This is a genomic window from Streptomyces sp. NPDC056222 (genome assembly GCF_042264065.1).
Classification (GTDB): domain Bacteria; phylum Actinomycetota; class Actinomycetes; order Streptomycetales; family Streptomycetaceae; genus Streptomyces.
The window spans coordinates 1-22,927 of sequence record NZ_JBHJTL010000097.1 but is presented as its reverse complement, the minus strand read 5'-3'; the positions used below and the strand labels follow the sequence as shown (position 1 = coordinate 22,927).

Sequence of the window (22,927 nt, the reverse complement as noted above, 5' to 3'; positions counted from 1 at the left end):
CCGCGTGAGGCCCGTCGGCCCCGGCCCCTCTCCCCTGCCGGGAGAGGGGCCGGGGCGGTTCGGGTCACTGGGGCAGGTTCTGCTCCGCCCAGACCACCTTGCCGGTCACGGTGCGGCAGGAGCCCCATCTGCGGCACAGCATGTTGATGAGCTGGAGCCCCCGGCCGCCCTCGTCGCTGAGGTCCGCGTGCTGGATCTGGGGCAGGTCGGGGCCCGTGTCCGAAACCTCCACGACGAGGCGCTCGCCGCGCAGCAGCCGGAGTCGGCCGGGGCCGTTGCCGTACCGCAGGGCGTTGCCCACGAGCTCCGAGACGACGAGTTCGCAGATGTCGGCGAGCTCCGCGAGGTCCCACGCGGTGAGCTGGTCCGTGACCAGGCCCCGGGCGACGGACGCGGCGCGCCCTTCCCGCGGCAGCTGCCACTCGCACAGCTCGCCCGGGGTGCCCGAGGCGGTCGTGGCGACGAGGACCACGGCCTCGTCGAACCGGGGGGTGTCCGCGGGGGCGCACGCGATCAGGCCGCCGCCTTCGAGAGCCTCGGCCGACAGGCCACGAGCCGCCGACCGGAGACGCTCCAGCTGGTGGTCCAGGTCCGCGTGCCGGGACTTGACGAGGCCGTCCGAGTACATGACCAGATGGCCACTCGCCGGGACCTTCAGACGGACCGGGTCGTACGGGATCACTCCCGCGCCGAGCGGCGCGCCGATCGGCACGTCCACGAACTCGGCCGAGCCCTGTCCGTCGAGGAGCAGCGGGGGCAGGTGCCCGGCGCTGGCCAGCGTGTAGGTCGAGTCGGCCGGGTCGAAGACCGCGCAGAGGAAGGTGGCGACCTGCTCGTCCTCCAGGTCGCGGGTGGCGAGGTCGAGCCGGGCCAGCACGCGCTCCGGAGCCATGTCCAGGGTCATCAGGGTGCGGGCGACCGCCCGCAGGCGCCCCATGGTGGCGGCGGCGGGAAGCCCGTGCCCCATCACGTCGCCCACCATGAGAGCCGTACGTCCGCCGGGCAGGGCCATGACGTCGTACCAGTCCCCGCCCACCCCGTGATGGGCCGTAGAGGGCGCGTACTCGGCCTGCACCCGCAGCCCGGGCGTCACCGGCGTCGCGCGCGGCAGCAGTGTGCGCTGCAACGAGACGACGTGCTCGCGCTCGCGACCGTAGAGCCGGGCGTTGTCGATGTAGACGGCGGCCTGGGAGGCGAGCTGCTCGGCCAGTGCGAGGTCCGTGGAGGAGAACGGCCGTGTGCCGGGGCCACGTACGAAGTCCGCGCTGCCGAGCAGCAGCCCGCGGGCGATCAGCGGTACCGCGAGGTAGCTGTGCACTCCGGCGGCGCGCATCTGCGCCGCCGCGCTCTCCGTCGGCGCGACCTTGCTGAAGTCGTCGTCCCGCATACGGCTCACCAGCACCGGCCTGCCCTGGCGCAGGCAGTACCGGTGGAGCAGCGTCTCGTGGGCCTCCTCCGACCGGACGAAGGTCTCGCCGATGGGGGTGGGCTCCAGGGAGGACAGCTCCTCGACGGAGGACAGCGCGATGGCCCGCATGACCGGGACGCCCGTACCGGTCCATCGGGAACCCTCGTCGCCCCGCAGGACAGTCTCCAGGATGTCGACGGCGGCCCCGTCGGCGAAGCCGGGCACGGTGAACTCGGCCAGCTCCTGGGCGGTGCGCTCCAGGTCGAGGGTGGTACCGATCCTGGAGCCCGCGGAGTTCAGCCAGGCGAGCCGGCCGCGCGTGGTGAGCCGGTCGAGGGGTACTTCGCCGCCGCTCCCGCCGAGCCGCCTGCGGGCACCGGCCGAGCGATGGACCGCTGCGCCCTTCGCGGCCGAGGCACGGCTGGTGAGGCGCCGTCTCCCGTTGCCACCGTTCACTCGTTCGGCCTCCAGACAGGAACTCGACCGCTGTTGATGCACATCATGCACCGGCCTCCTGCGGCTCGACGGGCCGGATGCTACGGGGACTTGGCCGGTGGGGGTGTGACGCGGGCGGTGAGCAGGGTGATGTCGTCGTCGGCGGAGCCGGGGACGAGGCGGGTGATCAGGGAATCGCAGACGTGGTCCAGTGAGGTCTGGGGTTCGGTGAGCAGGCGGATCAGATCGCCGAAGCGTTCGTCGAGGTCGGTGCCGCGGCCTTCGATGAGACCGTCGGTGTAGAGGACGAGGAGGCTGCCGGCGGGGAACGTGGCTTCGGTCGTCGTGAAGTCGACTCCGCCGACGCCCAGCGGGACGCCGGAAGCGGTCGGAAGGATGTAGGCCCTGCCGTCGGGCTCCAGTACGGCGGGGGGCGGATGGCCGGCGCGGGTGATGGTGCAGTGGCCGGTGGCGGGGTCGCAGACCACGTAGAGGAAGGTGGCGAGCATCGGCTCGGCGAGGTCGGCGAGGGTGGCTTCGAGCTGGTACATCAGGGCGACCGGGGGCATGTCGAGGCGTGACAGGGCCCTCACGGTCGCCGAGAGCCGGCCCATGACCGCGGCGGCGGCGATTCCGTGGCCCATCACGTCCCCGATGGCCAGAGCCGCCTTGCCGCCGGGGAGGGGCAGTACGTCGTACCAGTCGCCTCCGACCTCGTTGATGTCGCTCGCGGGCAGATAGCGGTGGGCGATCTCGATGCCCGGCGGCGGCGTGAGGTGTTGCGGCAGCATGCTGCGCTGGAGGACGACGGCGGTCTCGTGCTCGTGCTGGTACAGCCGCGCGTTGTCGATGCTGACGGCGGCGCGGGTGGTGAGCTCGCCGGCGAGGGTGATGTCCTCGGATCCGTACGGTGCCCCGGGTCGGGTGCGGCAGAAGGTGGCCACGCCGAGAACGAGGTCGCGGGCGACCAGCGGCACCATCATGAACGAGTGCACGCCCTTGTTGAGCAGCTGGGCGGGGACGGCCGAGTGACGGGCCGCCGGCGCGATGGTCTGCTCGTCCATGTGGGCGATCAGATACGGCTGGCGAGCCTTGATGGCCTGCGTGTACGGGGCATGGGCCGGGAACGTGAGCGTACGGCCGAGCGGGGCGAGGAGACGCGTGATCGCGGTACCGGCCAGAGGCGCCTTTCCCAGACGCCGTACGTCGACGCCACCGGCGAGCCCCGGGCCCGGTTCGTCGCCGCGGGCGAGGCTGTCCAGGATGTCGACGGTGACGGCGTCGGCCAGCTGCGGCACGGCGAGGTCGGCCAGTTCCTGGGCCGTGCGTTCCATGTCGAGACTGGCTCCCATGCGGGAGCTGGCCTCGCTCAGCAGGGCGAGCCTGCGCCGCCCGGCCTCCGCCTCGACGTGGTCACGGTGCTGGGCGGTGACGTCGACGAGGGTGGCGACCACACCGATCGGCCGGCCGCCGGGGTCCTCCATTCTCACGTACGAGCACGACCAGACGTGCTCGTGATCGGGGTCCGCCGGGGTACGACCGGTGCGTTGCCGGTCCAGTACGGGCTCTCCGAAGGCCAGGGCCTGGCGCATCGCGTCCTCGATCTCGCCCGCGTTGACGTCGGGCAGCAGCTCGCTGAGGCGTCGCCCGACGTGGGCGGATTCCGTCAGGCCGTTCATCTCCTCGAGCGCCGGGTTGACCCTCAGGAAACGGAGTTCGGTGTCGAGGAGTCCGATGCCGACCGGGGAGCGGGCGAACAGGCCGTCCCACACCGCCGAGGTTCCGCGGATCCGGCGGGTCGTGTGCGCTTCGGCGGCGAAGATCAGCACCGCCGAGGCGCCGCGGCGCCGGTCGGGGACGGGGCAGGCCCAGATCTCCAGCTCCAGCGGGTAGTCGTCGTGGTGCCAGGCGGTGACCGTCCCCATCACGCCGCGCCCGGTGGACGCGGTCTCCCACAGCGAACGGCCGAGGCTGCGGTCGGCACCCGGATGAAGGAGGTCGGAGATGTGCCGCCCCACCACCTGCGGCGGAGCGTAACCGAGGAGCTCCTGGGCGCCGTGGTTCCAGCGGACCACCGTCCCGTCGGCCGCGGTGGCCACCTGCGCCACCGCCAAGGACCCCAGCCAGCCGCCGGCCTGCTGAGCGGCCACGCTGATCAGCTCCTCGATCGGTTGCTCACTCATCCGGTGCCCTCCGTTCACGCTCAGGGACCGGCCGACGAGCGGCCACGTGCGTCGTACGGACCGACCGCGAGCCTCCTTCGGGGGCCGAAGGACCTGCGGTCGTACGTCCCACACCCCCATCGTCGCGCCGGTGGCCCGGCGGCGCTCCCGTACGGACGGGCGCGGCAGTGACGGGCCGCCACCGGGCGTGTCCGGTTTTACATGAGATGTGCCACAGTCGCCGGAGGCGCTTCCCCCTTCCGGACCCGGCGCCCGCTCTGGTAGACGTGGCGAATCCTGTTCGATTTCGCCGAAAGCACTCGCCATGAACCAGGGCCCTGATCCCGACCACGTCACCTTCACCATCGACCTCACCGCCGAGGAGGCCCGCCGACGCGCCGAGGTGGTTGCGGCGCTGGGGCACGACTGGGACCCGGTCGCCGTCCTGCGGGAGGAGGAGGCCGCGCACGCCCTGCTCTACTCGGGACTGGACGCCGAGCAGCAGCGGATCCACGACATGCTGGTGGCGGCGGGTGTGCTGCCGGGACAGGAGCCGGGCCGTGCGGCTTCCCATTGATCCCCATGCGGACCGGGCCCGCCGGGCCTGGGTCGCCTGTCCGGGGTGCGACGACGCGCGCGGCTGCGAGCCCTGCGCGCAGCGCCGCAACTGTTCGGAACACTGGCGCTACCTGATCGCCAACGAGGGGCCCAGGGTCCATCTGCAGTGCCCGAACTGCACCCACACCTGGACCCTCGACACCTCGCGCCACCGCCGCACCCGGGGCTGATCCTCAGCAGATCCGTGGCAGCTGCTCACCGAGCGGCATGTCCACCACCCGCGTGCCACCGAGGCCGGTACGGGCGACCACCATGCCCGGATGCGCCTCGACGGCCTCTCCGATCACGGCCGCTCCGGCGCCCAGCGGATGCGCGCGCATCGCGGCGAGCACGGCGTCCGCATGCTCACGTGGGACGAAGGCCACCAGCTTCCCCTCGTTCGCCACGTACATCGGGTCGAGGCCGAGCACCGCACAGGCGTTGGCCACCGGGGCGGGGACGGGGACGGCCCGCTCCTGGATGACGATGCCGGTGCCCGACGCGGCCGCGATCTCGTTGAGCGAGGCGGCGAGCCCCCCGCGCGTGGGGTCACGCAGCACATGCAGGTCCGGCGTGACCGCGAGCATCGCCTCGACCAGCCCGCCGAGCGGCGCGCAGTCGCTCTCGATCTCGACGCCGAACTCCAGGCCCTCGCGCACGCTCATGATCGCCACGCCGTGGACGCCGACGGGGCCGCTGACGATCACCACGTCGCCGGGAACGACACGCTGCGGCCTGAGGTCGACCCCGGGCGGGATCAGACCGATTCCGGAGGTGTTGATGTAGACACCGTCGCCGTGGCCGGCCTCCACCACCTTGGTGTCGCCCGTGGCCACCTGCACGCCCGCCGCTCGTGCGGCAGCCCCGAGAGCGTTCGCCACCCGGGTCACCACATCGGTCTCCACGCCCTCCTCCAGGATGAAGCCGCAGGACAGATAGGCCGCGCGGGCCCCGCTCATCGCGAGGTCGTTCACCGTGCCGTTGACGGCCAGGTCGCCGATGCTGCCCCCGGGGAAGAACAGAGGGCGCACCACGAAGGAGTCGGTGGAGAAGGCCAGCCGGGCACCGCCGAGTTCCACGGTCGCGGCGTCGGTGGTGACCGAGAGCGCGGGTCCGCCGAAGGCGGGCGCGAAGATCTGCTCGACGAGTTCGGCGGACAGCGCCCCGCCACCGCCGTGGCCCATCACCACACGCGGCTGATCCCGCAGGGGTGCCGGGCAGGTCCAGGCGAGCATGTCGGGTGCCTGCTCCTCAGGGGTGACGCGGGTGAGCTCAGACAACGGAACTTCCCTCCAGAGCCGGGGACTTCGCCGACAGGGACTTCGGTGACGGGGTGCCGAGGTCGAGCCGCCGGTAGAGGTAGTAGGCGGCGCACGCCCCCTCGCTGGAGACCATCGTGGCGCCCAGCGGGGAGCGGGGAGTGCACGTCGTCCCGAAGGCCTCGCACTCATGGGGCTTCAGCAGCCCCTGCAAAACCTCGCCACTGCGGCACTCGGCCGGCTCCCGGGTGTCGATCCCCTCGACGGAGAACCGCCGCTCGGCGTCGTACGCGCGGTACCGCTCCGAGAGCCGCCAGCCGCTGTCCGGGATGACACCGATCCCGCGCCAGGCGCGGTCGGTGACCTCGAACACGTCGTCCAGCATCGCCCGGGCGGCGGGGTTGCCCTCGGGCAGCACCGCCCGCGGATAGGCGTTCTCGACGGTGTGCTCCCCGCGCTCCAGCTGCAGCACGGTCCGCCGTACGCCTTCGAGGATGTCCAGCGGCTCGAACCCGGTGACGACGATCGGCACCCGGTGGCGTGCGGCGAGTTCGGGGTACTCGGCCGTGCCCATCACGCTGCACACATGCCCCGCGGCGAGGAATCCCTGGACGCGGCAGTCCGGGGAGTTCATGATCGCCTCGATCGCCGGGGGCACCCGGACGTGGGAGACGAGCAGGCTGAAGTTACGGATGCCGAGCTTGCGTGCCTGATACACCGTCATCGCGTTGGGCGGCGCGGTGGTCTCGAAACCGATGCCGAAGAAGACCACCTCGTGGTCCGGGTTCTGCTCGGCGATCCGCAGCGCGTCGAGCGGCGAGTAGACGACTCTGACGTCACCGCCCTGCCCGCGGACCTGGAAGAGGTCACGGCCGGTGCCGGGCACCCGCAGCATGTCTCCGAAGGAGCAGAAGATCACGCCGGGGCGGGAGGCGATCTCCAGCGCCTTGTCGATCACCTCCAGCGGCGTCACGCACACGGGGCAGCCAGGTCCGTGGATCAACTCCACCTCGGGCGGCAGCAGTTGGTCGATACCGTGCCGGATGATGGTGTGGGTCTGGCCCCCGCAGACCTCCATCAGCGCCCAGGGCCGGGTCACCGTCGCGCGGATGTCGTCGAGCAGCCGCCGGGCCAGCTCGGGGTCCTGGAACTCGTCGATGTACTTCACCGCGTCACCTCTCCGGCGAGGCCGTCCTGCGCCGGTAGCTCGTTGCCCGTCGCTTCGGCGGCCTCCCACGGGTCGCCGAACTCCTCCTGGAGCATGCCGAGGGTCTCGAACAGCTCCAGCGTCCTCCTGGCCGACTCCTCGTCCAGACGCTGCAGGGCGAACCCGACATGGACGATGGCGTACTCACCGGGTTTCAGGTCCGGCAGGTACTCCAGGCACACCTCCTTGATCACACCGCCGAAGTCGACGGTGGCCATCCGGGTGCCGTCCCGGTCCTCCACGTCCAGCACTTTTCCCGGTACCGCCAGACACATGGGTGTCTCCTCACTGTCGCTCTCGTCGTGGCGTGCCGGAGGCCGCCCGGTCGGTGACGCGCGCGGCCACGACGAGCTGGCCGAGAGCCAGACCGCCGTCGTTCGGCGGGATCAGGCGATGGCGCAGCACGGTGAAGCCGTCCTCCCGCAGTCCGCGGGCGCAGGCCGAGGAGAGCACCGTGTTCGCGAACACTCCCCCGGTCAACGCCACCGTCTCCACACCGGTCTCGCTCCGGGCGGCGCCGCAGACCGTACGCACCAAACGCGCCAGGGCACGGTGGAACCGCGCCGCGACGACGGCCGCGGGGGTCCCGTCGAGGACGTCTGCGGCCACCGCCGTCAGCAGGGGTGCAGGGTCTGCGGTGAGGGGGGCTCCGGCCTGCCGCGAGCCGAGCCGGAAGGCGTAGCGTCCGTCCTCCGCCACGTCCGGTGCGCGCAGGGCCGCGGCCTCCAGCTCGATCGCGGCCTGCGCCTCGTATCCGGAGTGGTGGCAGATCCCCGCGAGGGAGGAGACGGCGTCGAAGAGGCGCCCCATGCTGGACGTGGGCACGCAGTTCAGCTCGCTCGCCAACTGCTTCTCCAGTACGGGAAGTTCTCCCGGCGCACAGGCTCGCGTGCAGGGCAGTCCGGGGTCGGCGGCGAGGCCCGCGGCCCGCAGATGGGCCACGGCCATGCGGTAGGGCCGCCGTACGGCCGCGTCGCCGCCGGGCAGGGGTACGTAGGCCAGGTGCGCGAACCTCGAGAACCCGGCGTAGTCCGCGACTAGGAACTCGCCGCCCCACACCGCGCCGTCGAGCCCGTAGCCGGTGCCGTCGAAGGCCACGCCGATCACGGGCCGCGTGCCGTCGAGGCCGTTCTCGGCCATCGCCGCCGCGACGTGCGCGTGGTGGTGCTGTACCGGGAGGACGGGCCGCCCGGCGGCATGGTCGCGGGCCCAGCGGGTGGACCGATAGGCGGGGTGACGGTCCGCGGCCAGCAGTCCGGGCCGTACGCCCGTGACGGACTCCAACTGCCGCTCGGCGGTGGCGAGGGCAAGCTGGGTGGCGAGGTCGTCCATGTCGCCGATGTGGGCGGAGAGCCAGGCCCGGCGTCCCTCACCGAGGCAGAAGGTGTTCTTCAGGTCCCCGCCCACGGCGAGGGCGGGGGCGACCTCGACGGGCAGCGTGACCGGCAGCGGGGCGTACCCCCGGGAGCGGCGCAGCGTCAGCTGTTCGCCGTCGCAGACACGGACGACGGAGTCGTCGCAGGGAACATGGATGGGACGGTCGTGCAGCAGCCAGGCGTCCGCCAGACCGGCGAGCCGGGTCAGTGCCTCGGCGTCGTCCGTGACGATGGGTTCGCCCGAGAGATTGCCACTGGTCATGACGAGCAGCCGGGGACCGGCCGCCCGGTCCGGTGCGCCACGTCCGAGCAGCAGGTGGTGCACAGGCGTGTACGGGAGCATGAAGCCGAGGTCCGGGCTGCCGGGCGCCACCGCGTGCGCCGGGGCCGCCCCGGGGCGTGGCCGGGCGTCGTCGCGGCGCCGCAGGAGCACCACGGGTCGGACGACGCCGGCGAGGAGCTCACGTTCGAGCGGGCCGAGGTGCACAAGGGGCTCGATGTCGGCGAGGTCCGCCGCCATCAGCGCGAAGGGCTTGTCACCGCGCGCCTTGCGACGACGCAGCTCGGCCACGGCGTCCGGGTTCGTGGCGTCGCAGGCCAGGTGGTAGCCACCCAGGCCTTTGACGGCGAGGATCGCACCGGCCGCGAGCATCCGACGCGCGGCGACGACGGGATCGCTTCCGGAGCCGGCGTCGGGGTTCGGATCGGTGGCCGGGTCGGGGTCGGTGACCGGGTCGGGACGGACACCGAGATGCACGCCAGTGCCGGTGCCGGTGCCGGTGCCGGAAGACTCAGGGTCGCCCGATGCCGTGACCAGCCGCAGCACCGGTCCGCAGCGGGGGCAGGCGACGGGCTGGGCGTGGAAGCGTCGGTCGGCCGGGTCCGCGTACTCCCGGGCGCAGTCCGGACACATCGGGAAGCCGACCATGGTGGTGTGGACCCGGTCGTACGGCAGACCGGTGACGATGGTGAACCGCGGGCCGCAATGGGTGCACGTGATGAAGGGGTGCAGATACCGCCGATCGGCCGGATCCGCGAGCTCGGCGAGGCAGGCGTCGCACGTGGCCGTGTCGGGCGGGACGAGCGTGCGGACCGCGCCGCCCTGCCGGGAGGGCACGATCGTGAATCCGCTGCCGCCGCTCGCGGCCACTTCGGCGGACTCGACGGAATCCACCCGGGCCAGGGGTGGCGCGTCGGGTGCGATGCGTGCGCAGAAGGCGGCCACGTCGGTGGGGTCGCCCTCGACCTCCGCGACGACGCCGTCCGCCGTGTTGGTGACGTGCCCGGACAGGCGCAACCCGGTGGCGAGGGCATAGACGTAGGGCCGGAACCCCACGCCCTGCACGACACCGCGCACGACGACCCGGCTGCGCCGCGGAGTCGTCGCGGGTGCGGATCGAGGCCTCGCCGTGGTCACGCGCCGGCCTGGGCCATCACCGGGGTGTGGACGCGGTTCCCCTCGGCCGCGGCCAGGGCCCGGTCCAGCAGCGCGCCGGCGCCCCGGCCGTCGCGCGCCGAGCTGAGGACGACCTCGACGCCGGGGTTGACCTGCTGCACGTTGCGGAGGAAGGCCGCCTCGTCGAACTCCGCGGCCTCGGCCATGTCGGTCTTGGTGACGATCACCAGTTGGGCGAGGCCGAACGCGGTGGGGTACTTGAGCGGCTTGTCCTCGCCTTCGGTCACCGAGGCGAGCACGACCCGCAGGGACTCGCCCAGGTCGTAGCCGGCGGGGCAGACCAGGTTGCCCACGTTCTCGACGAACAGCAGCCGGGTGGACTCGGGCAGCCAGTCGTGCAGGTGCCGGGCGACCATGTCGGCCTCCAGATGGCACAGACCGTCGGTGAGCACCTGCTTGACGGGGACTCCCGAGCGGGCCAGGCGCCGGGCGTCGTTCTCCGTGGCCAGGTCGGCGGTGAGCGCGGCGGCGCTGACGCCGCGTTCGACGGCCAGCCGCAGTTCGCGTTCCAGCAGGGCGGTCTTCCCGCTCCCGGGGCTGGAGAGGAGGTTGACCACCGTGGTACCGCGGGCGGTCAGTTCGGTGCGCAGGATCTGTGCCGCGGCCTCGTTCTTGGCGAGGACGGCACGCTGGAGATCGACTGCTCGGCACATGCTCAGCTCTCCTCGGTGATCGGTTGGCGATGTCGCGGGACGGGGGCGTCGGGGTCCGCCCACCGGACTTCCCGGATCTGCAGTTCGCGCCCCGACACGAGCTCGCAGGCCGCGGCGCCGCAGCCGGGACAGAGCAGCCGCGGCGGCATGCCGACCGCCCAGGTCTCGGCGCACGGTTGACAGCGCGCCGTGCCCGGGACGGTACGGGTGATCAGCTCGGCGCCCTCGACGACGGTTCCGGCGCAGGCGAGTTCGAAGCTGAAGGCGAGGGCGTCGGCGACGACGCCTGCCAGCTCGCCCACGTCGAGTCGGATGCTGTCGACACCGACAGCCCCGCGGGACCTTGCCGCCGCTTCGACCTGGTCGACGACGGCCACCGCGAGGGACATCTCGTGCATCGGTCTCCGTCCTCGGCGCGGGGGTGGGTCTCGGGCGCCATTAGAGGACGGACGGCGGCGGGGGCCCGCCCGGCGCGCCGGGACCGCACGGCGGTGTCGTCCGTTCGGTGCAGCCGCTCCCGCGCCGGGCCGAGGTACGTCACGGCCCGGGCGGCGTCACCGCGGAGCGTCACATCCTGCTGATGCGCAGATAGCGCCGGAGGTCGGGGAGGACTCCCACGACGACGGCCACGACGGCCAGGGCGGCGGTGACGGCGGCAGTGGCGCCGAGGACGCTCTTGTGCATGGTGCTCTCCGTTTCGGTCTTCATACGGCGGCTTCCTGGCGGACCAGTTCGGTCACCATGCGCACCGCCTCGGGCACCGCGGCGGCGACCTGGGGGCTGAGCCCGATGCCTTCGTCGAGGCAGGCCGGTTCGCAGCCGACGACGAGGATGCGCCTCGGCGGTGCGGCCCCGGTTCCCGCGCACAGGGTGTCGAGCAGGGCGAGGACGGTGTCGGGCGTCATCCGGTGGCCGTCGAGCGGTGCGGGCTCCGTGCCGGAGGTCCGCTCGCCGGCCGTCGAGGCGTCGATCAGGTACAGCGTTCCCGGTTCGCCGCCGCGGGCTGTCACGTCGACGAGGACGAGGGTGTCCCAGCCGTCGAGGAGCTGGTAGGCGAGGTGGACTCCGCGGACTCCGACGTCGGCCAGCTCGACGAACGGCGGGAGTTCCTCCCGGGTGAGCCGTCGCAGGGTCTCGACGCCGAAGCCGTCGTCGCCGAGGAACATGTTGCCGACCCCGGCCACGAGGATGCGGCCCGTGCCGGGCTGGGCGGTGCCGGCTTCGGGGCCGCCGGCCGTACCGGGCGCCGAGGCGTCGGGCGCGGGACCGTTCACACGTCCTCCAGTGCTTCGACCTCGTCGGGCTGGAAGTAGAGGAACCGGCCCTGCTCGCGGCGGATGTCGGCTCCCGGGTCGTCCTCCACGGTCACGGCGATGTGGACCCCACCGTCGACGTCGTGCAGGACCGCCTCGACGAGAGCGGCACGCCCGTCGAGGAACAGGTCCTGGGCGTCGGTGTGGCGCAGCCGTGGGCGCAGGAGGACCCTGCTGCCCGCGCGAACCGCGTGTCCGTCGACGAGGACGTGGTCGCGCCCCGGATCGACGCTCGTGTCGCCGCCCGGGTCCCACCAGGGGGTGTCCGGTTCGAGCACGCCGCCGGCCGGTTCCTTGGGTCCGGTGACGCTCCGGAGGCTGCGTACCGCTCCGTGCAGACGCTCGAGGACCTCGGGCGGCATGGTGTCCGCCAGCTCGATCACGGCCGCGGCCCGGGCGTCGGTGCCCCTGGCTTCGCGCTTCTCCTCGTCGGTGAGGGCGGCGGTGCGCAGGGCGAGGATCTCGTCGATCTCGGTGGAGTCGTAGAGGGCACCGGGGCTCTCGGGTGCGATGGCCGGGTGGTCCTCGAGGATGATCGGCGAGGAGAGCAGCAGGTCGTCGCGGCCGGGTTCGCCGGCCAGGACGGGCCAGGTGTGCAGGTTGCGACAGGCGGCGACGGCGCCCTTGGCCCATTCCGGCGGGTCGGTCATCGACAGGAACGACCCGCCGTCGAGGCGGAGCAGCGTATGCGTGGCGACGAGGGAGTACGGCAGCGCCGCGTGGCGGTCCGTCTCCCGCTCGGCGGTCCACGTGCTGGTGTTCTCCACCGTGACCGAGAGGCGCTCGACGCGGTACGGACCGTCGAGTTCGGCCGCCGAGATCCGCAGGGTGCCGCTGATCTCCTCGCGCCGGCGTACCAGGCGGCCGAGGACGCGTCCGTCGGCACCGGTGACCTCCTCCACCTCCTCGGCGGCGGGGCGGGTGAAGGGCATGGCGGTACCGTCGCCCCTCAGTTCGCCGACGGGGACGACGAGGGTGACGCGCTCCTCGACGCCCTCGTCCCAGGCCACCAGGACCCGGTCGGGCAGGCGCAGTTCGGCGGTCGGTGCGAAGGTGCCGTCCTCGCGGAGTTCCTCGACGGTACGCCGCTGGGCGCGCAGGAAGCGGACCTCCACGGCGAGTGCGGCGCCGGTCCTGGGCTCCATCAGGCACTCGGTGAGCTGGAAGTCGTGCTCCTCGGCGGCGGCGCTCCAGGACGGCGGCACCAGGACCCCGAACTGCCAGCGGAGCCGGTTCTTCGCGGCGGACGCACGGTACGGGTAGAGCACGTACCCCTCGAAGAGGACGGCGTCCGCGACGTGCCGGGCGACGGCGAACCGCGCTTCCGTGCCGGGGGTGAAGGCGACGGTGGTCATCGTGTCCTCTCACCCGACGCTTCGAGCAGGGACTCGACGGTGGCCTGCCAGGACGGGAGGGCCCGGCGCGACCGGTAGGCGAGCAGGGCGTCCATGGCGTCGCCCGGGAGCCGGATCCATCCGCACCCGGGGAAGTGCTGGTCGATCATCTCCCGCCAGATCTTCACGGGCATCCGGTACGCGACCTCCCTGTCCCAGGGCACGGGCTCGACGTTGAAGCCGCCGGCGCCGGTGAAGGCGGTGCCGGAGAAGAGCAGGAGCAGCGGTACGTCACCGTCGGAGAGGGAACGGAAGTAGCGGGACGCGGCGATGTCGGTGTCGTAGGTGCACGGGACGACGAGGTCGGTCTCGATCTCGCCGGTGAAGCCGGGCACCATGACGGAGGCCTGGGCGAACTGGACCGGGTTGAGGCTGCTGCCCCACCGGGAGCGTTCGCCGAAGAGGTCACCCAGGGCCTCGGCCTCGACGTCGTCGTAGCCGCGCCGGGCGGGTTCGATGCGGATCTGGCAGCGGAGGGCCATGGCGTGGACCCGGGTGCCGCCGGTTGAGGTGATCCGCAGCCGGAACACGAGCGTGGGTCCCGCCGCGTAGGCGTCGGCGCGGACGTCGGTGCAGCTGAAGGAGAACTCGGTCACGGCCGACTCCCCTGCGGCTCGCGTGCCAGGCCGCGTACGTGGGTGAAGAGGGCGTCCAGGTCGGCCCGGGCCTCAGCGCCTCCGTCGAAGCCCTGCCAGTGCAGTCGCATGCGGCCCACCAGCTCGTAGCAGAGGTCGATGGGCACGAGGAAGCACTCCGTGCGGCCCTCGTGGCGTCGCAGCAGCAGCGCTTCCACGTCGGGTTCGAGGTGGGCGGCGAGCCGAGTGGCGTCGAGGACGGACCGCCAGGCCTCTTCCTCCAGTTCGCTCTCGGTGGCGCCGGCGGGGCTCGGGTAGAGCGCCACCGGCCGGTCGAGGGCGGAGTTGCGGAAGAAGAAGGCGACCGAGACCGGGATCCGCAGCGTCTCCCATGCCTGGTCGTCGATCCGGTGGCCGGGGTCGCTCAGGAAGCGTCCGGGGACCGCCCGGAAGCGCCCAGGGGAGGCTCCGGAGCGGTCCATGAGCTGCGAGCACGGACCGCAGGCGCAGACCAGGGCCCGCTTGTCGATGTCCACCAGATGCCGGTGACGCTCACCGGCCAGCTGGACCCCGCACAGTTCGCAGCGCTCCTCGCGGGGCGGACGCGGAGTGGTGAACCGGCGCAGGCCCGTGGGCCTCGTGGACCGCACGGCGCCGTTCGGAGGCCCGTTCACAAGGCCGCCGACGAGCGGCCGTCCGCGCCCGCGAGCGACGGACGGGTGGCGATCTGGAGGAGCGCCGGCTCGCGCGGAGCGGCGGTCTCCAGCTCGACGTCGGTCACCTCCGGGGCGAAGCACGCGAGGGCGTCCACGGCCGCCTGCCGGACGGACTCCTGGGTGCTGGGGCAGCCGCAGCCGGACGAGGCGGTGACCCGGAGCCTCAACACCCCCGTCAGCGCGTCGAATCCGGCGTTCTCCACGGGCTGCGGCAGCGCGGACAGGGCGCGGTCGATCCGGGTCGGCGCGTCCTCGGGATGCAGTCCGTGCAGATTGAGCAGACTCGCGACGAGTTCGTCCGCGAGCAGCGGACCCAACGGGTCGGCCGGCGGACGGGCGGCGGGGCGCCCGAGGAGGTCGACGACGCGTGCGATGCCGCTGCCGTAGAACTCCATGAGGACGCGTACGACCTCCTCGGCCGCCGCGCAGGCCTCGGCGTCCCCGTTCTCCGCCAGCCGGTCCAGGACCTCCTCGACCCGTCGGCCCGCCTGTTCGGCGGTGGTCGCGCTCATCCGGCCAGACCGCTCAGACCGGTGGGCACGTGCATCTGCTTCACGGTCCTGCCGTTGCCCGTGTACATGTGGACGCCGCACGGCAGACAGGGGTCGAAGCTGCGCACGGCGCGCATGATGTCGATGCCCTTGAAGTTCTCGGGCGTGTTCTCCTCGAAGATCGGGGTGTTCTGCACGGCGTCCTCGTACGGACCGGGGGTGCCGAACGTGTCCCGGGTGGAGGCGTTCCACGGGGTGGGCGGATAGGGGTGGTAGTTGGCGATCTTGCCGTCCCGGATGACCATGTGGTGCGAGAGGACACCGCGGACGGCCTCGGTGAAACCGACACCGATGGACTCGTCCGGCACCTCGAACTTCTCCCACGTCTGGGTGCGTCCGGCGCGGACCTCCTCCAGGCCCTTCTCGGCGCAGTGCAGGGCGACGGCGGCCGCGTACGCCTGGAAGTAGGTCCGGGCGCGGTTGCGCTCCAGGGCGTTGCTCCACTTCGGGATCTTCCACTCGAAGGTGGTCTCCGGCTTGGTCATCGTGCGGGGCAGGTTGATGACGACGCTGTGCCCGGTGGCCTTGATGTAGCCGATGTCGACGAGGCCGGACAGCGCGGTGGACCACAGGCGGGCGATGGGGCCGCCGCCGGTGTCCAGCGCGAGGTGGTCCTTGCCGTCGAACCAGCGCGGGGACATGACCCAGCTGTACTTGTCGTCGAAGTTCCGCTTCTGCGGGGCCGGGATGGTGTGCTGGTTCCAGGGGTGCCGCGGGTCGACCGGGTTGCCCAGCGGGTCGTGGGTGACGAACTGTTCCTGCCCCTGCCAGTCCTCGTAGTACGAGCTGCCGAGCAGGATGCGGATGCCGAGGTTGATCTCGGTGAGGTCGTTGGTCACCAGCTTGCCGTCGACGACGACGCCCGGGGTGACGAACATCTTCCGTCCCCAGTCGGTCATGTTGGCGTAGGTGAAGTCGCAGTGCTCGGGGTCGTTGAGCGCGCCCCAGCAGCCGAGCAGCACGCGGCGGCGGCCGACCTCCTCGTAGCCGGGCAGCGCCTCGTAGAAGAAGTCGAAGAGGTCGTCGTGGAGCGGCACGACACGCTTCATGAACTCCACGTACCGCATGAGACGGCTCATGTAGTCGGTGAACAGCTGCACCGACGCGACCGTGCCGACACCGCCCGGGTAGAGCGTGGAGGGGTGGACGTGGCGCCCCTCCATCAGACAGAACATCTCACGGGTGTAGCGGCTGACCTGGAGCGCCTCGCGGTAGAACTCGCCCTCGAGCGGGTTGAGGGACCGCATGATGTCGGCGATCGTGCGGTAGCCGTGCTCGGCGGCGTGCGGGGCCTCGGTGCGCTCGGCGAGCTCCAGGACCCCGGGGTTGGTCTCGCGGACCATCTTCTCGCAGTAGTCGACCCCGACCAGGTTCTCCTGGAAGATGTTGTGGTCGAACATGTACTCCGCGGACTCGCCGAGGTTGATGATCCACTCACCGAGGTGCGGCGGCTTCACTCCGTACGCCATGTTCTGCGCGTACACGGAGCAGGTGGCGTGGTTGTCGCCACAGATGCCGCAGATGCGGCTGGTGATGAAGTGCGCGTCGCGGGGGTCCTTGCCCCGCATGAAGACGCTGTAGCCGCGGAAGACGGAGGACGTGCTGTAGCACTCCGCGACGCGCTTCTGCTTGAAATCGATCTTGGTGTGGATGCCGAGGCTGCCCACGATCCGGGTGATGGGATCCCAGGCCATCTCCACCAGTCCGGAGCCGTCACCCGTCGTCTTCGCCGGAGGTGCCATGGTCGTTGTGGTGCCCTTCGTGAGCTCTTCGACTTCGCGAACAGTGGAATGGATGGGGGGTCGAGCGGTGCAGCGGGGTGCGGTGACCTGACGGTCACCAAGGCGGCCGGTAGCCGGTGGTGATGCGCTCGCCGGTGTGCCGCCACTTCGGCTCCTTGTCCACGGTCTTCGCCGTGATGGTCCGCAGGCGGCGGATGACGGAGCCGTACACGCCGCTGGCGGTGCTGGAGACCTTGCCGCCGGGAGGCTCGTCCATGAACGGCATGAACTTGTCCGGGAAGCCGGGCATCGTGCAGGCGATGCAGATGCCGCCGACGTTCGGGCAGCCGCCGATGCCGTTCATCCAGCCGCGCTTGGGGACGTTGCACTTGACGACCGGTCCCCAGCAGCCCAGCTTGACCAGGCACTTGGGCGAGTCGTACGTGGAGGCGAACTGGCCCTGCTCGTAGTAGCCGGCCCGGTCGCAGCCCTCGTGCACGGTCGCGCCGAACAGCCAGGTCGGCCGGAGCTTGTCGTCCAGCGGGATCATGGGAGCGGAGCCGGCGGCCTGGTAGAGCAGATACGTCAGGGTCTCCGCGAAGTTGTCCGGCTGGATGGGGCAGCCGGGCACGCACACGATCGGGATGCCGGCGTGGGACTTCCAGTCCCAGCCGAGATAGTCCGGCACGCCCATTGCGCCGGTCGGGTTCCCCGCCATGGCGTGGATGCCGCCGTACGTGGCGCAGGTGCCGATCGCGACGACCGCGAGCGCTTTGGGCGCCAGCCGGTCGATCCATTCGCTGGTGGTGATGGGCTGGCCGGTCTCCGGGTTGTCGCCGAAGCCGCACCAGTAACCCTCCTGCTTGATGGCCTCGTTCGGGATCGAGCCTTCGACGACGAGCACGAACGGGTCGATCTCGCCGCGCTCCCCCTTGAAGAACCACTCGATGAACGTGTCGGCGCCGCCCACCGGGCCGCACTCGAAGTCGATCAGTGGCCAGTGGACCGCGATCCTGGGCAGTCCCGGCAACCCGGCGAGGGCGATCTCCTCGATGCTGGGCTGCATGGCAGCGGTCAGGGCCACGGAGTCGCCGTCGCAGCTCAGACCCGCGTTGATCCAGAGGATGTGGATCGGCTTCTCTTCGCTGCCGGGGGCGGCGCCCTGATCCTCGACCGGGGCCGGCGTTACTGCACTCATGAGTCGCCTCCTGAGGAGGGATGGGGCGAAGGGCCGCTTTTCGGGCCCACGTCTTGCTTAACAGTCGGCGGATCCCGCCGCGCCCGCACCTGGGCCGTACGGGGATGGCGCGCGCGGGGACTCCTTTCGGGCGAAGGCCCGGCGCAGTGCGTGATAGGGCGCGGTGGGATCGTCGAAGATCCTCCGCATCCGGACGAGCTCCTGCTCGCGGTGGGCGGCAAGGGGGGTGACGGACTCCCGGCGCTCGTGCTCCGTCTTCTTCTCCGCGACGCGCAGCGGGAGACCGGGACGGGATGCCAGGTGGGCGGCCAACCGGGTGATTTCGCCGGCGAACTCGCCGGGCCCGCAGTCGACGACCCGGTCGACGAGACCCATGTCGCGCGCCGCCGCCGCGGACACGGGCCGGGCCTCCTCGGTGAGTCGCGCGGCCAGGGCCGCTCCCACCTTGCGGGGCAGGGTGTAGGTCCAGTACTCCGATCCGTACAGGCCCATGCGCCGGTAGTGCGGATTGAGCACCGAACCCGAACGGCACCAGACCTCGTCGGCGGCGAGGGCGAGCATCACCCCGCCGGCGGCGGCGTTGCCGCCGATCGCGCTGACGACCAGCCGGTCGGTGGTGGTGAGGACGGCCTCGACCAGATCGTTCATCGCGTTGATGTTGGCCCAGGACTCGGCGGCCGGGTCGTCCGCGGCCTCGATGACGTTCAGGTGGATGCCGTTGGAGAAGAAGTCGCGCCGCCCGCCGAGCACGAGCACGGAGGTGGGACGTGTGAGGGCCGCCTCGTAGGCGTCCAGCAGTCGGCGGCACTGGTCGGTGCTCATCGCTCCGCCGGGGAACGCGAAGGACAGGACCCCGACCGGTCCCTCCTCCCGGTACCGGATGTCGGACCAGCTCCGCCCGTCCCGTACCGGCTGTGCTGGCGCCGGGAGTTCGGGGAGCTCCGGCAACCGCCCCGCGAGGGCCAGGGTCGCGGGGAGCTTGCAGGCACGCGGCCGACCGGCCCCGGTGCGGGCGCGGAGCTCGGGGATCCAGACGGCGCCGTCGACCGTGGCGCGGCAGACCGCGCCCGCCCGGGTGGCGAGCAGCTCGCCGGGCCGGCCGCGCAGGCCGTCCTCGGCGTGGCCGCCGTGCAGGAACCACTCGGCGCCGAGCAGGTGGTCACGGACCCCGGGCTGGGAGTCGGCGGCCCGCAGGATGCGCAGAACGGTGTCGGTGGTGTCGTCGCCCCAGGAGATCGCGCGCTGCTCCTGGCGGAGAGCGGGACGGGCGCGGATCGCGCCGGTCTGCGGCTGCGGCGTCTCCCCGGCGGCGACCCGCTCGACGGCGAGGAGCACGGCGGTCACGGCGGCGTCGGAGAGCTCGTTGCGGTACAGATCGCTCTTGCCGACCTCCGGTACGCGGAAGGCGACGGACGCCCAGACATCGCCGGCGTCCATCTCCCCGTCGGCCTGGAGGACGGTGACGCCCCACTCGTCGACACCGTCCTGGATCGCCCGGTCCAGTGAGGACGGGCCGCGGTCACCCACCGGGCCCGGGTGCACGATCAGACAACGGTGCGCGGCCCACACGTCCCTGGGCACGACGGCCTTCAGCATCGGGGCGACGACCAGGTCGGGCGCGTGGCGCGCGACGGCGTCCCGCACGGCGGCCCCGTCGGGCGTGACGTCCACGGGAACGGTGTGCCCGCGGTCCCGCAGCTCGACCAGGACGCGCTGCGTGAGGCTGTTGAAGCTGCTGGCGATGAGCAGAATGCGCATGGCGGCCCTTCCGGGTTGCTGTGGACGTCATGTCCCCGGGAGGACGGTCCACCGAACCGTCAGCGATCCTCTGGCACCGCGGGCCGCGAACGCGGGCGACGGAGCCCTCACCTCACCCGTTCGAGGTACGCGTCCCACCGATTGGCGGGCGGGCGGCACCCTGCGGGGAGGGAGGGCGGCGACGCCGTGCGCGGAGGCACTGGCCTCGCCGCCCTCGTCCGCTCAGCGGCGTTCGGGCAGGTCCTGCTCCGCCTTCGGCAGCGCCGCGAACCCGCGCGCCGTCGCCGGCTTCTTGCCGCAGAACGCGGCCTCCAGCGTCCCGCCGAGCGCCGTGTTGGCGGCGCCGTGGTTCGAGGTGTTCGCCGTCGCGGCGAGGCTGCGCCGGCCGTCCCGGGTCGCGAAGGCGTACGTGTAGAAGCCCTGCACGGTGCCGGTGTGGCCGTACACCTGGGTGCCGCATGTCAGGTCGTAGCGGCGCAGGCCGAGCCCGTAGAAGCGGGTACCGGTCGTGTCCGTCGGGGTGACCGTGGTCATGGCCTCCGTCATGCGGGGCGACAGCAGCTTGCCGCGCATCAGCGCGGTCGTGAAGGTGTTCAGGTCGGCGGGGTTGGAGATGACGGCCCCCGCCGACTGCGCCCAGGACGCGGTCTGTTCCGTGGAGTCGACGAGGGGTGCACCGGCCTCGTCGGGGTGGAGGTAGCCGCGCACGTGCAGTCCCTTGATCCGGGTGTCGGGGTGCACGTAGGAGGTGTTGCGCAGCCGGAGCGGCTTGAAGATGCGGCGCTCGTACTCCTTGGCGACCGGGTTGCCGGTGGACTTCTCGATGAGCATGCCGACCACCACGAAGTTGGTGTTCGAGTACGCGTAGGCCGCGCCGGGCTCGATCGTGCGCGGCTCGGCGAGGGAGAGGTTCACCAGCTCCCGGTGGGCGAACACCCGGTTCCGTACGGCCTCGAAGCCGGGAACGGTCTGCGCGAACATCTTCTCGGTGTAGTCCGGCAACCCGCTGCGGTGCGTCAACAGGTGCCGTACCGTGATCCGTTCGTCGGGCAGCAGGCCCGGCAGGTAGCGGTTCACCGGAGCGTCGAGCTCCACCTTGCCCTCGTCCACCAACTGGAGCAGGACGACGCTGGAGAAGGTCTTGCTGACGCTGCCGATCCGGAAGCGTGCCCTGGTGTCCATGGGCGCGCCCGAGAAGCGGTCACGGACCCCCACGGCCCCTGTCCGGGTGCCGTCGGGGCCGGTGAACCGGGCCATCGCGCCCGGTGCCCCGTTGGCCATGGCCGCGTTCAGCGCCCCGACCACACCCTCCATGTCGGGCGCGGGAACCGCGCGCTCGGCGCTCTTGGCGGGGGCGGCGGCAGGGAGGGGCGCGGCGGACGCGCTGGTGGCGGGGGCGAAACCGGCCACGAGCGCGGCCATGAGAGTGGCGCTCGCGACAAGACGTCGGTGGGGCGTGAGTGGCAGGTTCACTTCTGCGGCTTCTCTTCCTGGTCGTGGAGCCGGTGCGACGAAGGGGCCGGGGTGTGAGGTACGCGTCCCGAAGGCTCGATCCGTGCGCAGCTTCCGGCCCCCAGGGATCAAGAGTCTCAACGCGTCGACGCAGTTCCCGACACGCGGAGTTGGGCCTGTCGTGGGCCTGTTCGATGTCCGTCGAGGCGCACCGACTGGCGATTCGTGGCCGATCATGGCCAGCTTTGGGATCGAATTTGAGCCAATCCCGACCAGAAGGATCGTTTCATTCTGTACAAACTGGTCTGATCGAAGGCCGAGGGCGGCAGCACCGGGTTGCGGATCGGCCGGGACGGGAAGGTTTGTGGCGCTAAATGGCGGGAATCGCTCCACGTCCGTCCCCGGGACAGTAATGGAGTGTCAGCCTCCGGCACCGAGCCGGCCGGCCGGCACCACCTTCGAAGGTGCAGCGCGCTCACGTCCTCGCTCGTTGCCGACAGGGAGGTAGGGATCCCATGACAGTGCAGGACATCGAACTCCCGACACTGCGGATGCCGTTCCCGGTGCGGGTGAACCCGTACCTGCCGGCCCTGCGCCAGGAGGCCGAGACGTGGGCGCGCGAGATGGGCATGCTGGCGGGCGACGAAGCACCGGGCGCACGCCGGGCGATCTGGACCCGGTCCAAGTTCCACGCCATGGCCGTCGACCAGCTGACGGCCTGGGCCCTTCCCGATGCCTCGCTCGTCGCCCTGCGGCTCAACCACCGGTTCAACCTCTGGGCTCTGGCATGGGACGACTACTTCGCCTCCGCGTTCAAGCAGACGGGCAACCTCGCGGGCGCCCAGGTCTTCACCGCCCGTCTGCACGCCTTCCTGCCGCAGGAGCCGGAAGCCCTGCTGCCGGAGCCCGTCAATGCCGTCGAAAGGGGAATGGCCGACCTTCAGCAACGCCTGTTCCCCCCGAGGCTCGCGCACTGGCGGCAGGGGCTCAACCGGGCCCTGGCGCGGTACATCGACGCCGGAGTCCAAGAACTGGCCAACAGCCTCGCCGGACGGGTCCCGGACCTCATCGAGTACGCGCAGTTCCGCCGCGAGAGCTTCGCGGCGTACACCGCCCCGTACTCCGTCGAACTCGCCACCGGCGCACGGATCCCCGAGCGGATCCGGCACAGCCGGACCGTTGGCGCCTTGCTCGACGCCTTCATGGACTACATGGGTCTGGCGAACGACATCGCCTCGTACCAGCGGGAAGTCCATGACGAGTACGACGTCAACAACCTCGTCGTCGTCCTCGAGACATCCCTGGACATCACCGTCCAGGAAGCGATGCACGCCGCCGCCGATCTGGTGACCGCCCGGCTGCGCCACTTCGAGCACCTCACACGGAGCGAACTGCCCTCGCTCGTCCGGCAAGCCGGGCTCGACCACGGCGAACGGATCGAGCTGGAGGCGTGGCTCGGTGGGGCGCGCGGCTTCCTGTCCGGCCTCCACGCCTGGTACTCCGGGGCACCTCGCTACGCGCCCGCCGGCAGTACGGTCCCCGAACAACGGACTTCCGCCGTCACCGTGCCCTGACGTAGGCGCACGTGGTCGCCGGCGCCTCACAGGGGAGGGGGGGGGGGGCCCCGGGGGTGGGGGGGCCCCCCGCGGGGGGGGGGGGCCACAGGTTAGGAGGCGCGGGCGTAAAGAGCCCCCCC

21 protein-coding genes are annotated in these 22,927 nt (G+C 71.7%); 3 read left to right on the top strand and 18 right to left on the bottom strand.

Going from position 1 to position 22,927, the window contains the following annotated elements; translation table 11 throughout:
- Window positions 1-64: 64 nt before the first annotated feature.
- Window positions 65-1,864: a SpoIIE family protein phosphatase gene (locus ACFC0D_RS31765; RefSeq protein WP_376443421.1), complete on the bottom strand. Its 1,800-nt coding sequence runs from the start codon at window positions 1,862-1,864 to the stop codon at window positions 65-67.
- Window positions 1,865-1,944: 80 nt separating this feature from the next.
- Window positions 1,945-4,026 (bottom strand): SpoIIE family protein phosphatase, encoded by a 2,082-nt coding sequence (locus ACFC0D_RS31760; RefSeq protein WP_376443419.1) that lies wholly within the window; start codon window positions 4,024-4,026, stop codon window positions 1,945-1,947.
- A 304-nt stretch (window positions 4,027-4,330) separates the two neighbouring features.
- Here ACFC0D_RS31760 and ACFC0D_RS31755 point away from each other — a divergent pair, with 304 nt between their 5' ends.
- Together ACFC0D_RS31755 and ACFC0D_RS31750 are read left to right on the top strand one after the other, a co-directional pair.
- Window positions 4,331-4,582 (top strand): DUF6400 family protein, encoded by a 252-nt coding sequence (locus ACFC0D_RS31755; protein WP_376443416.1) that lies wholly within the window; start codon window positions 4,331-4,333, stop codon window positions 4,580-4,582.
- A complete protein-coding gene (locus tag ACFC0D_RS31750; RefSeq protein ID WP_376443413.1) occupies window positions 4,566-4,793 on the top strand; it encodes a hypothetical protein in 228 nt (75 codons plus the stop codon). The genes ACFC0D_RS31755 and ACFC0D_RS31750 overlap by 17 nt, the downstream gene beginning before the upstream one ends.
- A gap of 3 nt (window positions 4,794-4,796) precedes the next feature.
- On the opposite strand, the gene hypE is transcribed toward ACFC0D_RS31750, so the two are convergent.
- The 16 genes from hypE to ACFC0D_RS31670 all read right to left on the bottom strand — a co-directional run bounded on the left by hypE (window position 4,797) and on the right by ACFC0D_RS31670 (window position 21,201).
- Window positions 4,797-5,837: a hydrogenase expression/formation protein HypE gene (gene hypE / locus ACFC0D_RS31745; protein WP_376443439.1), complete on the bottom strand. Its 1,041-nt coding sequence runs from the start codon at window positions 5,835-5,837 to the stop codon at window positions 4,797-4,799.
- Window positions 5,838-5,874: 37 nt separating this feature from the next.
- A complete protein-coding gene (gene hypD, locus ACFC0D_RS31740; RefSeq protein ID WP_376443411.1) occupies window positions 5,875-7,029 on the bottom strand; it encodes a hydrogenase formation protein HypD in 1,155 nt (384 codons plus the stop codon).
- A complete protein-coding gene (locus tag ACFC0D_RS31735; protein WP_376443409.1) occupies window positions 7,026-7,343 on the bottom strand; it encodes a HypC/HybG/HupF family hydrogenase formation chaperone in 318 nt (105 codons plus the stop codon). The genes hypD and ACFC0D_RS31735 overlap by 4 nt, the downstream gene beginning before the upstream one ends.
- A gap of 10 nt (window positions 7,344-7,353) precedes the next feature.
- Entirely contained in the window at window positions 7,354-9,801 is a 2,448-nt protein-coding gene (gene hypF / locus ACFC0D_RS31730) for a carbamoyltransferase HypF (RefSeq protein WP_376443406.1), read from the bottom strand.
- 56 nt (window positions 9,802-9,857) lie between these two features.
- Window positions 9,858-10,553 carry a hydrogenase nickel incorporation protein HypB gene (hypB, locus tag ACFC0D_RS31725; RefSeq protein ID WP_376443403.1) on the bottom strand — a complete coding sequence of 232 codons (696 nt, stop codon included), beginning with the start codon at window positions 10,551-10,553 and terminating at the stop codon, window positions 9,858-9,860.
- A gap of 2 nt (window positions 10,554-10,555) precedes the next feature.
- On the bottom strand, window positions 10,556-10,951 hold the full coding sequence (locus tag ACFC0D_RS31720; protein ID WP_376443401.1) for a hydrogenase maturation nickel metallochaperone HypA: 396 nt from the start codon (window positions 10,949-10,951) through the stop codon (window positions 10,556-10,558).
- Between the two features lie 169 nt (window positions 10,952-11,120).
- Window positions 11,121-11,261, bottom strand: a complete 141-nt coding sequence (locus ACFC0D_RS31715) for a DUF6893 family small protein (RefSeq protein WP_329112758.1) — start codon at window positions 11,259-11,261, stop codon at window positions 11,121-11,123.
- Entirely contained in the window at window positions 11,258-11,719 is a 462-nt protein-coding gene (locus ACFC0D_RS31710; protein ID WP_376443436.1) for a hydrogenase maturation protease, read from the bottom strand. The genes ACFC0D_RS31715 and ACFC0D_RS31710 overlap by 4 nt, the downstream gene beginning before the upstream one ends.
- 104 nt (window positions 11,720-11,823) lie before the next feature.
- Entirely contained in the window at window positions 11,824-13,221 is a 1,398-nt protein-coding gene (locus ACFC0D_RS31705) for a hypothetical protein (RefSeq protein ID WP_376443397.1), read from the bottom strand.
- Window positions 13,218-13,856: a DUF6084 family protein gene (locus ACFC0D_RS31700; RefSeq protein ID WP_376443395.1), complete on the bottom strand. Its 639-nt coding sequence runs from the start codon at window positions 13,854-13,856 to the stop codon at window positions 13,218-13,220. Before ACFC0D_RS31700 ends, ACFC0D_RS31705 begins: the two co-directional genes overlap by 4 nt.
- Window positions 13,853-14,485: a DUF5947 family protein gene (locus ACFC0D_RS31695; RefSeq protein WP_376443393.1), complete on the bottom strand. Its 633-nt coding sequence runs from the start codon at window positions 14,483-14,485 to the stop codon at window positions 13,853-13,855. Before ACFC0D_RS31695 ends, ACFC0D_RS31700 begins: the two co-directional genes overlap by 4 nt.
- A 20-nt stretch (window positions 14,486-14,505) precedes the next feature.
- On the bottom strand, window positions 14,506-15,063 hold the full coding sequence (locus tag ACFC0D_RS31690) for a hypothetical protein (protein ID WP_376443391.1): 558 nt from the start codon (window positions 15,061-15,063) through the stop codon (window positions 14,506-14,508).
- Window positions 15,060-16,844, bottom strand: a complete 1,785-nt coding sequence (locus ACFC0D_RS31685) for a nickel-dependent hydrogenase large subunit (RefSeq protein ID WP_376443388.1) — start codon at window positions 16,842-16,844, stop codon at window positions 15,060-15,062. The genes ACFC0D_RS31690 and ACFC0D_RS31685 overlap by 4 nt, the downstream gene beginning before the upstream one ends.
- Window positions 16,845-16,938: 94 nt before the next feature.
- Complete coding sequence (locus ACFC0D_RS31680; protein ID WP_329112764.1) at window positions 16,939-18,021, bottom strand: hydrogenase expression protein HypE; 1,083 nt, start codon at window positions 18,019-18,021, stop codon at window positions 16,939-16,941.
- 57 nt (window positions 18,022-18,078) lie between these two features.
- A complete protein-coding gene (locus ACFC0D_RS31675; RefSeq protein WP_376443384.1) occupies window positions 18,079-19,779 on the bottom strand; it encodes a hydrogenase maturation protein in 1,701 nt (566 codons plus the stop codon).
- A 222-nt stretch (window positions 19,780-20,001) separates the two neighbouring features.
- Window positions 20,002-21,201: a serine hydrolase domain-containing protein gene (locus ACFC0D_RS31670; protein ID WP_376443433.1), complete on the bottom strand. Its 1,200-nt coding sequence runs from the start codon at window positions 21,199-21,201 to the stop codon at window positions 20,002-20,004.
- Window positions 21,202-21,746: 545 nt separating this feature from the next.
- On the opposite strand from ACFC0D_RS31670, the gene ACFC0D_RS31665 reads away from it, so the two are divergent.
- Window positions 21,747-22,805, top strand: coding sequence for a hypothetical protein (locus tag ACFC0D_RS31665; RefSeq protein WP_376443381.1), 1,059 nt, complete (start codon window positions 21,747-21,749; stop codon window positions 22,803-22,805).
- Window positions 22,806-22,927: the final 122 nt, after the last annotated feature.